The 13,585-nt window shown below is 67.0% G+C and carries 11 protein-coding genes and 1 pseudogene; 6 read left to right on the forward strand and 6 right to left on the reverse strand.

The window, feature by feature from the left end; genetic code table 11:
- Positions 1–499 precede the first annotated feature (499 nt).
- The gene (locus ACFWY6_RS36745) at positions 500–1,558 is read right to left on the reverse strand and encodes a hypothetical protein (RefSeq protein WP_384699934.1); all 1,059 of its coding nucleotides are present in this window, start codon (positions 1,556–1,558) and stop codon (positions 500–502) included.
- 43 nt (positions 1,559–1,601) lie between these two features.
- Positions 1,602–1,886 carry a hypothetical protein gene (locus tag ACFWY6_RS36750; RefSeq protein ID WP_384699936.1) on the reverse strand — a complete coding sequence of 95 codons (285 nt, stop codon included), beginning with the start codon at positions 1,884–1,886 and terminating at the stop codon, positions 1,602–1,604.
- 640 nt (positions 1,887–2,526) lie between these two features.
- Here ACFWY6_RS36750 and ACFWY6_RS36755 point away from each other — a divergent pair.
- Positions 2,527–3,675, forward strand: a complete 1,149-nt coding sequence (locus tag ACFWY6_RS36755) for a DNA sulfur modification protein DndB (RefSeq protein ID WP_384699938.1) — start codon at positions 2,527–2,529, stop codon at positions 3,673–3,675.
- Positions 3,676–3,832: 157 nt separating this feature from the next.
- Here ACFWY6_RS36755 and ACFWY6_RS36760 read toward each other — a convergent pair.
- A pseudogene (locus tag ACFWY6_RS36760) lies at positions 3,833–6,076 on the reverse strand (DUF3427 domain-containing protein); the annotation flags it as partial.
- A 116-nt stretch (positions 6,077–6,192) separates the two neighbouring features.
- On the reverse strand, positions 6,193–7,209 hold the full coding sequence (locus tag ACFWY6_RS36765) for an SEC-C metal-binding domain-containing protein (RefSeq protein ID WP_384699939.1): 1,017 nt from the start codon (positions 7,207–7,209) through the stop codon (positions 6,193–6,195).
- A 179-nt stretch (positions 7,210–7,388) separates the two neighbouring features.
- Between ACFWY6_RS36765 and ACFWY6_RS36770 the strand changes: the two genes are divergently transcribed.
- From ACFWY6_RS36770 to ACFWY6_RS36785, 4 genes are all read left to right on the forward strand, one after another.
- On the forward strand, positions 7,389–8,201 hold the full coding sequence (locus ACFWY6_RS36770; RefSeq protein ID WP_384699941.1) for a class E sortase: 813 nt from the start codon (positions 7,389–7,391) through the stop codon (positions 8,199–8,201).
- Between the two features lie 134 nt (positions 8,202–8,335).
- Complete coding sequence (locus tag ACFWY6_RS36775) at positions 8,336–8,656, forward strand: DUF6412 domain-containing protein (protein ID WP_384699943.1); 321 nt, start codon at positions 8,336–8,338, stop codon at positions 8,654–8,656.
- A 99-nt stretch (positions 8,657–8,755) separates the two neighbouring features.
- Entirely contained in the window at positions 8,756–9,526 is a 771-nt protein-coding gene (locus tag ACFWY6_RS36780; RefSeq protein ID WP_384699945.1) for a YidC/Oxa1 family membrane protein insertase, read from the forward strand.
- A gap of 180 nt (positions 9,527–9,706) precedes the next feature.
- Positions 9,707–10,564 (forward strand): fumarylacetoacetate hydrolase family protein, encoded by an 858-nt coding sequence (locus ACFWY6_RS36785; protein ID WP_384699946.1) that lies wholly within the window; start codon positions 9,707–9,709, stop codon positions 10,562–10,564.
- Positions 10,565–10,658: 94 nt separating this feature from the next.
- Here the strand turns inward: ACFWY6_RS36785 and ACFWY6_RS36790 are convergent, their stop codons facing one another.
- Both ACFWY6_RS36790 and ACFWY6_RS36795 read right to left on the reverse strand, forming a co-directional pair.
- Positions 10,659–11,135 carry a heme-degrading domain-containing protein gene (locus tag ACFWY6_RS36790; protein ID WP_384699949.1) on the reverse strand — a complete coding sequence of 159 codons (477 nt, stop codon included), beginning with the start codon at positions 11,133–11,135 and terminating at the stop codon, positions 10,659–10,661.
- Positions 11,132–12,226, reverse strand: coding sequence for a Gfo/Idh/MocA family oxidoreductase (locus tag ACFWY6_RS36795; RefSeq protein WP_384699951.1), 1,095 nt, complete (start codon positions 12,224–12,226; stop codon positions 11,132–11,134). The genes ACFWY6_RS36790 and ACFWY6_RS36795 overlap by 4 nt, the downstream gene beginning before the upstream one ends.
- A 56-nt stretch (positions 12,227–12,282) precedes the next feature.
- Between ACFWY6_RS36795 and ACFWY6_RS36800 the strand changes: the two genes are divergently transcribed.
- Positions 12,283–13,419, forward strand: coding sequence for an ROK family protein (locus ACFWY6_RS36800; protein ID WP_384699953.1), 1,137 nt, complete (start codon positions 12,283–12,285; stop codon positions 13,417–13,419).
- Positions 13,420–13,585 lie beyond the last annotated feature (166 nt).

Below are 13,585 nucleotides of genomic sequence, written 5' to 3' on the forward strand. Positions count from 1 at the left end.
CCGCTTCGCTCCACCCTTGACACCCGTCCCTCCACCGCGAGAAGGAAGACGACCGGGCGGCCACGAAGCGGGGCTCTCGGGGACCACCCGGCGGGGCGTGCGGCTTTCCTGCCGGGTGCGGACTAGTTCGTAGCAGCGCAGCCGGGTGGAGGGGCGTCTGCCGACCGGCCCCGGCCGGGAGAAGGGCGGGATAGGGGGGGTGTGGGGAACCTACTTCGGCAAAGTTGCGTTTCGTAGTGCCGCGCGCCCCCCTTGTGTCAGAACACTACTTTTCCAAAGTAGGTCCCCCACCCCCCCCTGCCCGCCGAGGCCGGTCGGTAGACGCTTGACGAGAGCGGTACCGATCCCCGGACCGGCCGCGTACCCCTCCACCTCACGGCGCGCTGCGACGGACTAGTCCGCACCCGGCAGTGAAGCCGGATGACCCATCCCCGCAGTCCCGTGAGCCTCGCTTCCAGGGCGGCCCCGGCAACCGCCACAACGCAGGCCCGTCGAAGTCCTACCTGCTCAAGGCTGGGCATCCGGCACACGGGATGGGCAGAGCCTCGGAGGGCCCAGGTGTGCGTCGTGCGCCTTGAAACTCTGAGAAGCCGCCCGATTCGTTACGGTAGATGACGCCGACGTCATGCTCCTCGAGGAGTTCACGTATGTCTGCATCGGGCAACTCAGGAGACAGCACCATGAGCCGGAGTGGCTGGCTGTGTTCCATCGAGCGCAGGTATCTGCTGATGTCCAAGAGCTGAGCTAGAGCAGCTCTGATGGCTTCACGAGACGTGCTACCAGCTGTCTCATAGAGGGTGTTATCGCTCTCGTCATATAGGTCCGAGAGGAGAGTGGCAGTTTTGTCCTTAACTTCCACTTGCAGATGGCCAACTGAGTGGCCTTCTGCACTCAGACTGTCCTCGTAGCTTTCGCTCAAATCGTCACGCCGTTGCGCCACGATGTCCTCGGGCGTGAGATTGCGCTGCTGTCTCCGTTGCCTCCGTTGTGCCCTGGCTAGGCGTGTTGCTTCTCTAGCCCGAACAAAGATGGGCTTGGTTGCGCTTGCTCGAGGGAGTATGTGTGCGTCGTCTCTGTACACCTCATCAATCGGACGCAAGCGGAAGACGATGACGCTTCGGTCTGTGCCGTTTTCGTCGAGAGCTTGTCGCAAGTCGTAGGGCTTGCGCTCATCGACCTTGAAGGGGCCGACGTAACGGTGCGTACGAGCGCCGGATCCAGGAACTTTGCCCTCGGCAATGAACAAGTGAAGGGTGCGGCCCCGCGCAGCGTGATCGAGCACTGCGGAGTTGCCCTTGCCGTAGAGCCCTCCAAAGGTCTGATTCCCGTGAGTGCCTGCACCTGTGTAAGTGAAGATGGCGCCTAGGTCGTCCTCCTCGGCGAGCCATCCGTCACGGTATCCGTACTGTGCACCGGAGTTGACGTCTGAGAAGAGGACGACGGTCCGTTTCGGGTCTGAGGGGCATATCCCCCCTTGAGGGCTGCCTCCTAACTCCTGACGGATCTCCGCACGTGTGCGGACATCTCCGGGCTTGATCGCGGGCGGGGATGTCGTCATGGCGTAGAGGCTAGTCCGTCCGCCCTTCGGTAGCTCGAGCAGGTCAATTGGCAGTTCTGCGTGGCGTTTTGGCTGGCATCGTGGAACGGAGGACGATAAGGGCATGGATCAGGGAGTAGCTGCAGTACTGGCCGGTGTAATCGGGCTTGTGGGGGCTGTTGCAGGCGCCTTTGCTGGTGGTGTCTGGGCCGTCCGCGGGGCAAAGATTGGTGGTTTCAAGACAGTTGAGGCGGCGCGTCTGCAAGTTGAGGGCCAGGTTGCCGCCGAACACTTTCAGTGGGTACGTAGCCAGCGGCAGCAGGCGTACGCGCAGTTGCTTGATGCTCAAGCGGCCGTCGAGGACACGCTGGCAAGAGCTGCGCCTGGAATACGCGCGGGTGGGAGGCTTTCGGGTGAAGCGCGTGACGAGCTCGCTGAGAGGGCCTTGGCCATGCAGTCACGCTCGAGGCAACTCGCTTTGTGGGGGCCGGAAGAGGTGATCCGCCTGTCACATGGGCTGACGGTGAGCACGATCGAGGCGACACAGGCGCTCAGAATGGCGCAAGGAGCAGGTGCTCCACCTGCTGGACGTCAGAGCCAGGCGTGGACTCGCTGGGATCGCGCCAGCCGAGAAATGACACATGCGCACTCGGTATTTCTAGAGCGGGCGGGTGCGGTCATTCGAGACCCCCACCAGCCAGCTGGCTAGCGGGTGTCTGAGAAGTCCTGTGTAGCGACAGGGGTCAGCCCTGATCGGTCTTGTGAGACGCCCGCTGGATGGCCGTTGTGCCCCAAGCTCCTGGCGGGGAGTATGGCTCAAACTGTCGTTGCCTGGCCCCAGTAGACCTACTTAGCTATCTCCGACGCAGGGTACTTCCCGGGCCCCCTGAACCCGGCCTGCCACTGTCAGTCGGCCGCTGCTACGGTCCGCTCAACCCGCCGTGTACAACACTTTGTTGACCGGACCGCTGCGGAAGGAAGGCCACTCGTTGCCGAAGATCAAGATGGCCGCCATGCGTTACACGCAGGGCGGCCGTGAGATGTACCTGACTGCCATGAGTGCCGGCGAACTGGTGAACATGGTGTCCCGGCCGGAACGCTGGGACCACAAGAACATGGACCAGCACGGCAACCGGCCCCACAGCGGTCCCCATACCAAGGGGATCGTGAAGTACCTCGACGACAACGAGGACTTCGTCCTCGGTGCCGCGGTGCTCTACCTCACCAGCAACGAATCGTCCTTCAAGGAACTCCAGATCGAAGGTGTCACCGACGACACCGATGCTGCCACGATCGGGACCCTCACCGTTGACGTCGGGACCAGGTTCGAGGTTGGTGACGGGCAGCACCGGCTTCGCGCCTACGAGACAATCTTCCGCGGCCGTGGCACCTCGGACCCCACCGTGCAGCGGCTCAGGGAGTCCGGCCAGCCGCTGATCATTGTCATCGAGGACGACCCCCGCAAGCGGGGCCAGGACTTCTTCGACCTTCAGCAGAACGTTAAACCCATGACGAAGTCCGTGGGCCAGGCCCTCGACCGGCGCCAGCCCATCAGCCAGTGTCTGGACCGGCTGGTCAACTCGAACATCCTCCTCAAGGGGCGCGTCGACTACAGCAAGGACACCCCCGGGAAGAACTCCGACGAGGTCGCTTCCTTCAAGACAGTCCACTACTGCTCGGGCTTGATCCTGGTCGGGAACAAGTACCGCACCCCCGCCACGATGGACGCCGCCGTCAACGCGCAGCTGACCGAGGACAACGACACGGCCACCCAGAAGATCCACGAGTTCTGGGACGCGATGGCCGACCTCCCGCTGTTCGCCCAGCTCGTCGCCGGAGAACTCGCCACCCCGGAGATCCGACAGGACACCTATCTGTTGTCGGCGAATGTCCTGTACGCCATCGCGCTCGCCGTCTACCGCGCCTACGACAAGGGCACCCCAATTCAGGACGCCGTTGCCTCCCTGACCAATGTCAGGTTCGAGCGCACCACCAAAACCGGCGGCATCACCATGTACGACACGATCTTCGCCGGCAATCTCGTCGACACCACCACCGGCAAGCTCCTCTCCGGCCGTGACAACTGGGAGGCCGCCGCTGACCTCCTGCACGAGCACATAGCCCGAACTGCGCTCTGACAGCCGGACTACACAACGGCCCGTCCTGTTCTGCCCTGCTGCCGACGCAGGGGTAACAGGCGGGCCTTCCGGTCCGGGAACCGTTCAGCGGCCAGAGCCGGATGCCCTCACATCTCGGCGTAGCTGTGGCGCGCGGAATCTGAAGCAGTGACCTGACTCAGGTGCCGGTCCCGTTCGGTCGGTTAGAGGCGGGCGCCGAGTACGTCCATACGTCGGCTGGCATCTCCTGCTCAAGTTCCCAGGTCACTGCCATGGGCTTGCTGCCCTCGTGGGAGACGTATCGGGCGGGGCCCAGAAGCATCCACGGCTCGGCGCCCCCGATGTCTGTGTTCTTGTATCGGCGGACGAAGAGCAGGATGTGGCTGCCGCGTTGCACGTGCTCGCGGTAGCGGCGTCCTGTACTGGAGTCTTCGTCGGTAGTGCTCTGCGACTCCCAGTGGAACTGGGATGGGCTGATTGCGTAGTCCTTGTAGCGGACTGTGGGGGAGAAATCCTTCTCGTCCTTCTCCAGCGTGATGAGGAGGGCGTCAGTGTTGAGCGTCTTGGCATCAACTACCCCTTGAGCGAAGGACCCTGGCATCTGGCCGCCGAATTGGGCCACGCCGAGGGCGGCGAGGATTTCGGAACGGTTGTACGAGCTGTGGATCTTCAAGGGTAGTCCGCTGTGTGGGCCTTCCAGAGGGAGTGGGAAGTGGTCTGCGGTAGCCAGGCAGTGATCGAGCACCTGGTGAAGTTCGTGGCGGACGGCTTCGTGCTCACGCAGCGAGGCCAGACCATCTTGGTAGGTCGCGTAGCCACCGGCCTTATCCCACATGTTGAAGAAGAGCATGCGGGCATACCCCTGCTCCATCGGAGTCAAGGTGTCGTAGGCGGGTGCTTCGTCGGCCAGGAGTCGCTGGTAGGCCTCGATGCGCTCGCGGTCATCCACGTGGAGGAAGGAAGGGATGCGCTTCAGCAATGCCAACTCGCCTACAGGGGCAGGAGTCGTGAGCAGGCTGGTGCGGCGCAGCAAGTTGGTCCATGAATTGCCGTTGCCTCCGCGGTACAGCTCCTTGAGCTCGCGGCCACTCTCTTCCAAATACGTGGCGAGGTGGGGCTCGGCGTACGCGGATACCTCGCGTGCAAGCGCGGATACGTTGACGTTGAGCTGGTCTTTGATGTTCGCGATGATGGTCTGCTTGGCCTTGGCTTCCAAGATGATCTGGCAGCTTGACGGCAGCATGGGAAAGTCATTGCTGAGGTTGTCGAGCAGGCGCTTCCTGGTGAGGTTCGTCAGCGCTTGGAACTGGTTCTCGAAGCGAAACTCCTTGCGGTGCTGTCCGATGAAGTCGAGAACGGTCAGGAAGTCCTTGTCATCGGTACGACGCAGACCTCGACCGAGTTGCTGCAGGAAGAGCGTAGCGCTTGCGGTAGGGCGGAGGAGAAGCAAGGTATCGACATCAGGGATATCGAGGCCTTCGTTGAAGAGGTCGACGGAAAAGATCGCCTGAAGCTTGCCGGCCTTGAGGTCGGTGAGGGCTTGCTCCCGTTCATCCCGTGGAGTATCTCCAGAGAGGGCGACGGCGTTGAGTCCGTCCTTGCAGAACCGCTTAGCCATGAAGTGTGCATGCGAGACAGAGACGCAGAAGCCGAGGGCGCGCATCTTGCTTGGATCAGCGACTTTCTCGCGCACGGCCTTCACGATCAGTCGGGCGCGTATATGGCTCCCTGTGAGGATGTTGCTCAGGGAGGCTGAGTCGTAGGCGCCGCGCTTCCACTCAACGGAGCTGAGATCCGTATCGTCGCTGATCCCGAAGTACCGGAAGGGGCTGAGTAGTCTGTTCTCGAGGGCCTCCCACAACCGCATCTCGGCAGAGATATGGCCGCCGAAGAACTCATCCTGAATGTTCTTGCCGTCCATGCGCTCGGGCGTGGCCGTCAGGCCGAGGAGCTCGCCAGGCGTGAAGTGATCGATGATCTTTCGATACGTGGGAGACGTGCCGTGATGGAACTCGTCGATGACGATGACATCGAAGTGATCGGGCGAAAGGCGTTCTAGCGCCTTCGAGTTTAGAGATTGGACACTCGCGAATACATGGGTCCAGTTCTGCGGAATCTCGCCACTGTAGAGGAGCTCGCCAAAGGTCGCGTCGTCGAGTACGCCCTGATATGTGCGCAACGACTGGTCCAGGATCTCCTTGCGGTGGGCGACGAAGAGGATCCGTAAGTCGCGTCCCGTCTTACTGCGCAGGTGTTTGTAGTCCAGTGCTGCCATCACGGTCTTACCCGTTCCAGTCGCAGCGACCAGAAGATTGTGGTGGCGGTTACGAACGGAGCGCTCCACCTCTAAGCGCTCTAGCATGTCCTTTTGGTGCGGGTATTCGGCGATTATTAATCCGGGCACTCTGATGACGTACCTTCCAGATTTGTGGGCGCATCCACTCGCGGTTCTGCAGGCGGACGGCCCGCTCTAGGCCATCAAGGAATTCGACCTTCGAGATGTTAGGGCTCGCTGCATCTGCTGATGTAGCGAAAGGCCTAGTTCGCGCCGTGGCAGTCCGAATAGGGCCTGCCCGACCCACACCAACACCCCTCATCCCCCCGAGGCGGCCACCCCACAGCCCGCCCCCGTGCCGCCAGCGTCGTCGCATACTGCGGCAGCAGTGACACATCCGCTGGCGTAGACCCCTCCGATGCCGCGAACGCCTCGTACGACGGGACCGTTCCCGTCACGATGCCCAGGTTCGGGGTGCCGGAGGCGGCCAGTTCCCTCAGTGACGACTCTATGGTCGACAAGTGCGCCTCGTGGGACGGGTATTCCGCTTCCAGCGACGGGTACGCCGTCAGGAGTTCTTCCAGTTCCGTTGACGGCCAGTGCAGGATCGCCACCGGGAACGGGCGGGACAGCGCCTCCCTGTACGAGCCCAACTCCGCCTGGATTCGGGAGATTTCCGCGCGCAGTTCCGCGGGGTCCTGTGAGCCCAGGGACCAGATGCGCTTGGGGTCGTGGAGTTCGTCCAGGGGGACGGGGGACGTCGAGATCTCGTCCGCCAGGGCGTCCCACGAGTCGTGCTCCGCGCCCAGCAGGCGGCGTACGCGGTGGCGGCCGAAGAGCAGGGGGCGCTTCTCGTACGACGGGTCGTTGACGTCCGTCTCCGTCAGGAGCAGTTCCACCGCCTCGGTGAAAGTCTCCTGCGCCTGGGTCAGTTCGTCGTGGGATTCGAGGGACTCCGCCACGATCACCCACGGGGCGGGGTCGCGGGGGGCCGCCGCGCGTACGCCGTCGATGATCGCTCGTGCCTCCGCCTCGTGGCCGTACTCCCAGAGGTTTGACGCCTTCAGGGCGCGGATGAGGAGCGGGGCCGAGGCCGGACTTGCGGCCTCCGGGGACAGGAGACGGTCGTAGAGCGTCGTTGCTCGGTCGCGTTCGCCGGCCAGCTCCAGGTGGGCCGCGGCCTGGAGCAGGAGCTGCTCGGCGTCCTCGGGGTACAGGCCGGCCGTGCGCTCAAGGCGCTCGGCTTCGGCGATGTGGTCGGCAGGCGTGTCGGGGCGCATACGGGACACCGTACTGCCGAGGGGGTGGATTGCAGGAGGGTTGCCGTGGCGATCGGCGTCGGCTCGTGGGCATGCCCGTAGCCATGGCCCGTAGCCATGGCCCGTAGCCATGGCTCGTGGGCATGGCTTGTTGGGCGCGTTGGCCTTATCGTGCGGGCGGCCTGAAGAGGAGGGCGCGCGTGCGGGAGCGGGTTCCTGTTGTTGTGCAGGGGCGGAGGAGGGGCTCCTCCGCCCGTGCGCTGTGGAACGTTGCCGAAGTCGCCGTCACCCTCGGCGTCGTACTCCTTCTTCTCGTCGCCCATCAGCTGTGGTGGACCAACCGGCAGGCCCGGGAAGGCGCCGAGCGCCAGGTCCACGCGCTTGAGGAGGAGTGGGGGCGCGATTCCGACGACTTTCACGATTCTCGTGACTCTCGCGACTCCGGCGTGGAGCAGCCGGCTCCCTCCGGCGGCGCGGAGGATGCGCCCGCCTCCGACCCGGACGACGCCGATCCGCCCTCGCCCCGGCAGCAGCAGGCCGCCCCAGCCCCTGCCCCCCGCTGGGACCAGGCCTACGCCGTCCTCCGCATCCCCCGGATCGGGATCCGCGTCCCCGTCGCGGAAGGGGTCAGCAAGAGCGGCGTACTCAACAAGGGGTACGTCGGGCACTACGGGCGCACCGCCCAGCCCGGCCAAGGCGGGAACTTCGCCCTCGCGGGGCATCGGAACACCCACGGTGAGCCGTTCCGGCGGATCGATCGGCTGAGGGGTGGGGATGAGCTGGTCGTCGAGACCAAGGGGGCCGTTTACACGTACGTCGTCGACAAGACCCTCGCGCAGACCTCCGCCGGTGACAGCGGCGTCATCGCTCCCGTGCCCCGCAGTCGCGTCAAGCCCGGCCACGGGTACAGCTCGCCCGGGTACTACATCACCCTCACCACCTGCACCCCGGAGTACACCTCCAAGTACCGGCTCATCGTGTGGGGGAAGCTGCAGTCCATGCGCCCCAGGTGACCTCCCTGTGACCTCCCTGGTATAACGGCAGCACGCGATATGTCGTATCGGTGTTCGGTATGTTGTGTCGGTACGTTGCATCGGCATGTCGTGTCGGTGAGTGATCAGTTCAGTCGGTGGAGAGGGGGCCCGCAGTGCAGGACGTACTCCGTAAGTGGAAGGGCGCCCTTCGGCCCACCGGGCTGCTGCTCTTCCTGCTCGTCGAAGTCGTACTCCTCGATGCCGGCAGCCTCAGCGCCGCCGTCGCGCTCGCCGCGACCGCCGCCGCCGGGTCCGCGCTCGCCCTCTGCTCCCTGATCGCCGCGCGCTGCGCGCCCGCCGTGCCGCGCACTCGGGTTCGTACGGCCATCCGTGACCGTGAGAAGCGGACCGCCTTCCTGCCCCAGCGCGATCCCGACGCCTCCGGGCGCAGGCGACCCCGAGCACCGGGACGTCTCGTCCCGACGGCCGCGTAGGGCGCACAGCCACCCATTCAGCAGTGCCCTCTCACGTGGGCCGTCACGCCGAAAACGTATGTCTTCCTCGGCACGACGAGACCCCCGGAGGGTTCCTCCATGTCCGCCTTTATGTCCCTCTTCGCCGACCTGGTCGGCTCCATCGCCGATCTGCTGCAGCCGGTCTTCCACGGCTCCGCGATGGCCGCCGCCATCGTGCTCTTCACCGCGTGTGTACGTCTCCTCGTCCACCCCTTGTCGCGGGCCTCGGCCCGCGGCCAGAAAGCGCGCGCCAAGCTGTCGCCGCAGATCGCGGAGTTGCGCAAGAAGCACGCCAAGAACCCCGAGAAGCTGCAGAAGGCGGTCCTTGAGCTGCACCGGGAGGAGAAGGTCTCGCCGCTCTCCGGGTGCCTGCCCAGTCTGTTCCAGCTGCCGGCGTTTTTCCTGCTCTACCACCTGTTCTCGAACTCCAGCATCGGCGGCGAGGCCAACGCCCTGCTCGATCACAAGCTCTTCGCCGCGCCCCTCGGCGGGCGGTGGGCCGACGCTCTCGGTGACGGCGGGGTCTTCGGGACGCAGGGGCTCGTCTATCTCGGGCTCTTCGCGATCGTCGCTGCCGTCGCCACCTTCAATTTCCTGCGTACGAAGAAGCAGATGGCGGCGAGTGCGGCGGCCGCGCCCGCCGGTGACGCGGGGCAGATCCCCGGCATGGGCGCGATGACCAAGGTCATGCCGTTCATGTCCTTCATGACGCTGTTCACCGTCGCCTTCGTGCCGCTGGCCGCCGCGCTGTACGTCGTCACCAGCACCACCTGGAGCGCGGTCGAGCGGGCCGTGCTCTACCGCGACATGCCGTACGGCGCGGGGGCGCTGGCTGCTACTGCCGGGTAACGGTCCGGTCTGTGAACAGGGTCTTGCGGAGTGGACGCTGACCTTGGACGATCGACCAAACCTCCGATGGCCGCAACCCTTCCCCAAGCTCTCAACTTCGTTCGAGCAGGGGAGACCCCATTCCGGGCCACGCGGACAGCCAGGGAGTACTGGGCGCGCTCGACCAAAGGGAGATTGACCATGAAGCTGCTCCGAGTCGGTACGGCGGGGTCCGAGCGCCCGGCGCTGCTCGATGCCGAAGGCACCCTGCGGGACCTGTCAGGGACCGTCACGGACATCGACGGCGCGCTGCTCGCCGACACCGCCGCCCTGGACCGGATCCGGGCCGCCGCCGAGTCGGGCGAGCTGCCCGCGCTCGACGCCGCGGGGCTGCGGGTCGGGCCGCCGGTGGGCGGGATCGGCAAGGTCGTGTGCATCGGGCTCAACTATCACGATCATGCGGCCGAGACCGGGGCCGCGACGCCCGCCGAGCCCGTCGTCTTCTTCAAGGCCGCGGACACCGTCGTCGGGCCTGACGACACCGTCCTGGTGCCGCGCAAGTCGGTCAAGACCGACTGGGAGGTCGAGCTCGCGGTCGTCATCGGGCGCACCGCGCGCTACCTGGAGTCCGACGAGGAGGCGCTCGCGCACGTCGCCGGGTACGCCGTGGCGCACGATGTGTCGGAGCGCGAGTTCCAGATCGAGCGCGGCGGCACCTGGGACAAGGGCAAGAACTGCGAGACGTTCAACCCGCTGGGCCCGTGGCTCGTGACGGCGGACGAGGTCGCCGACCCGCAGGACCTGTCCCTGAAGCTCTGGGTCAACGGAGAGCTGAAGCAGGACGGCTCCACGTCGCAGCAGATCTTCCCGGTCGCTGAAGTGGTGCGCTACGTAAGCCAGTTCATGACCCTGTACCCGGGGGATGTCATCAACACGGGTACGCCGGCGGGTGTCGCCATGGGGCAGCCGGAGCCCAAGCCTTATCTGCGGGCCGGGGATGTCGTCGAGCTTGAGATTGCGGGTCTTGGGCGGCAGCGGCAGGAGCTGAAGGGGGCGTAGCAGCCCTCCGTCTGCGGGTGCGTCGTGGCTTGTCGCGCAGTTCCCCGCGCCCCTAAGGGGCGCCCCATCGGGGCAGCCCCTTAGGAGGAGGCGCTTACGCGAACCGCTCCAGCGCCTCCACCACCAGCGCGTGGTCCTCGACCTGCGGCAGACCCGACACCACCACCGTGCCGATGACCCCCGCGCCCCTCACCGCGATCGGGAACGCGCCGCCGTGCGCCGCGTACGCGTCCGGGTCCAGGCGTGAGGACTCCTCGAACGTCGTGCCCTTGGCGCGGAATCGCGTGCCGACCAGGAGGGACGAGCAGCCGTAGCGTTCGACGACGCGGCGCTTGCGGGCGATCCAGGCGTCGTTGTCCGGGGTCGAACCCGGCAGGGCCGCGTGGAAGAGCTGCTGGCCGCCGCGGGTGATGTCGATCGCCACCGGGGCCCCGCGCTCGCGGGCCAGGTCGACCAGGAGGCTGCCGAGCGCCCAGGCGTCGTCGTACGTGAACTGGGGGAGTACCAGGCGGAGTTCCTGGGACTCCAGCTCGTCCACCGTCGGTGCGGCGGGCGTGGCAGACGTCGTCATACGATCACCGTCACGCTGTCGCGCGCCGAGCGGCGGGCCGCCTCCAGGACGTCGAGGGCCGCGGCCGCCTCGTACGCGGAGACCGGGTTCGTGCCGGTGCCGCGGAGTGCGGCGGCCACGGCGGCGTAGTACGCGGGGTAGTCGCCCGGCAGCGTCCGGACCGGGGTGCCGCCGCCGGTCAGCGGGGACTCGCCGGATCCGACGCGGCCCCACAGCGACTCGGGCTCGACGCCCCAGGTGCCCGCGCCCTCGCCCTCGCCCGCGGGGCGCTCGCCCTCGCGCAGAGCCGCTTCCTGCGGGTCGAGGCCGTACTTGACGTAGCCCGCCTTCGAGCCCAACGCGCGGAAACGCGGGCCGAGTTGGGCGGTGGTGGCGCTCACGTACAGATGCGAGCGGACGCCGCTCGCATGCGTGATCGCGATGAACGTGTCGTCGTCGGCCGCCGCGCCGGGGCGGCGGATGTCGGACTCGGCGTACACGGACATCGCCGGGCCGAAGAGGACCAGGGCCTGGTCGACGACGTGGGACCCGAGGTCGTACAGCAGACCTCCGATCTCTTCGGGGTCGCCGGACTCACGCCAGCCGCCCTTGGGCTGTGGACGCCAGCGCTCGAAGCGGGACTCGAAGCGCCATACGTCGCCGAGCTCGCCGTCGGCCACGAGCTTCTGGAGCGTACGGAAGTCGTTGTCCCAGCGGCGGTTCTGGAAGACGGACAGGAGAAGGCCGCGGTCGTCGGCGAGCGCGGCGAGCTCGCGCGCCTCGGCGGCGGTACCGGCGATCGGCTTGTCGACGACCACGGGGAGGCCGGCCTTGAGGGCGGCGTGCGCGAGCGCGACGTGCGTCTTGTTCGGGGACGCGATCACGACCAGGTCGAGCTCGTCCGCGCGGTCCCACAGCTCGTCGGCTGTCGCGGCGAACCGCAGCTCGTCGCCGAACTCGGCGCGGGCCTGTGCCTGGCGCTCGGGGTTCGACGTGACGACCGTGTCGAGGGCCAGGCCCTCGGTGGCGGCGATCAGCGGGGCGTGGAAGACGGAGCCCGCGAGGCCGTATCCGATGAGGGCCACGCGTAGAGGGGAGCCTGTACCAGTCATGCGTTCCACTTAAGCAACGCTGTTGCCAAAGCGCAAGCGCGGGCGACAATGGGGGTGTGAACAGGACTGATGGTGCGAGCGTGGTCGGCGGCGGCGGTGGCGGCAGGGCGAGCGGTGCCGGGGTGAACCTGCTCGCGCTGCGCGGGCACAACGCCGCCCTCGTGCTCGACCTGCTGCGCACGGCGGACGCGGACGGCATAAGCCGCCTGGAGATCGCCGAGCGCACGGGGCTCACCCCGCAGGCCGTCAGCAAGATCACCGCGCGGCTGCGTACGGAGGGACTCGCGGCGGAGGCGGGCCGCCGCGCGTCGACCGGCGGCAAACCGCGGACGCTTCTGCGCCTCGTCCCCGAGGCAGGCCACGCGGTCGGCCTCCACCTGGACCGCGACGAACTGACCGCGGTGCTCGCGGACCTGACGGGACGGGTGGTCGCGGAACGGCGGGCTCCGCTGGACTTCGGGGCGGGCGCGGACGCGGTGGTCGACGCGGCGGTGGGTGTGGTGCGGGAACTGGTCTGCCCTCCGGGGGATCCGGGGCGGCTGCTCGGCGTCGGCGTCGCGCTGCCGGGGCCGCTGGACCACACGGACGGCGTGCTGCACCGGGTGACCGGGTTCCCCGCGTGGGACGGGTTTCCGCTGCGGGAGGCGTTCGCCGGGCGCCTCGGGCTGCCGGTCGTCGTCGACAAGGACACGAACGCGGCGGCGCTCGGCCTGGCCCTCGGCGGTGTGGCGGAGTCCTTCGCGTATCTGCACCTGGGTACGGGGCTCGGCGCGGGGCTCGTCCTCTCCGGCGGCCTCTACCGCGGCGCGCGGACCGGCGCCGGTGAATTCGGCCACCAGGTGATCCAGCTGGACGGCCCGCGGTGCGGCTGCGGCGACCGCGGCTGCATCGAGGCACTGTGCCTCGCGGCGGTGGCCCGCGGCGACACCGCCGAGGCCGCCCGCGCCCTTGGCGTCGGCGCGGCGAACCTGGTGAGCCTGCTGGACATCGACCGCGTACTCCTGGGCGGGCGGGCCGTCTTCGCGGCCGCGGAGTCCTTCGTACGCGGAGTGGGCGAGGTCGTCACCGAGCGCGTGCGACGGGGTGGCGGCGACACGGAGGTGCCGGTGGCGGTGGCTTCGGGCGGGGATCGCGGGGTGGCGGAGGGTGCGGCGCAGTTGGTGCTTGCGCCGGTGTTCGGGCGGGGCGGGTAGCTGCGCCTTGCTTGAGCGGGGCCTTTGCTGAACCGGGGGATCACCGGCTTCGCCGAGTTCGTCCTCAAGCGCCGGACGGGCTGGTCCTTGGTTGGTGCTTGTCTGCGGGCCTGTTGTGGCTGGTCGCTCCCCCAAGTTCTCGGCTTCGCTCGAACAGGGGGGACCC

Source organism: Streptomyces sp. NPDC059037 (assembly GCF_042740015.1).
Taxonomy (GTDB): Bacteria; Actinomycetota; Actinomycetes; order Streptomycetales; family Streptomycetaceae; genus Streptomyces.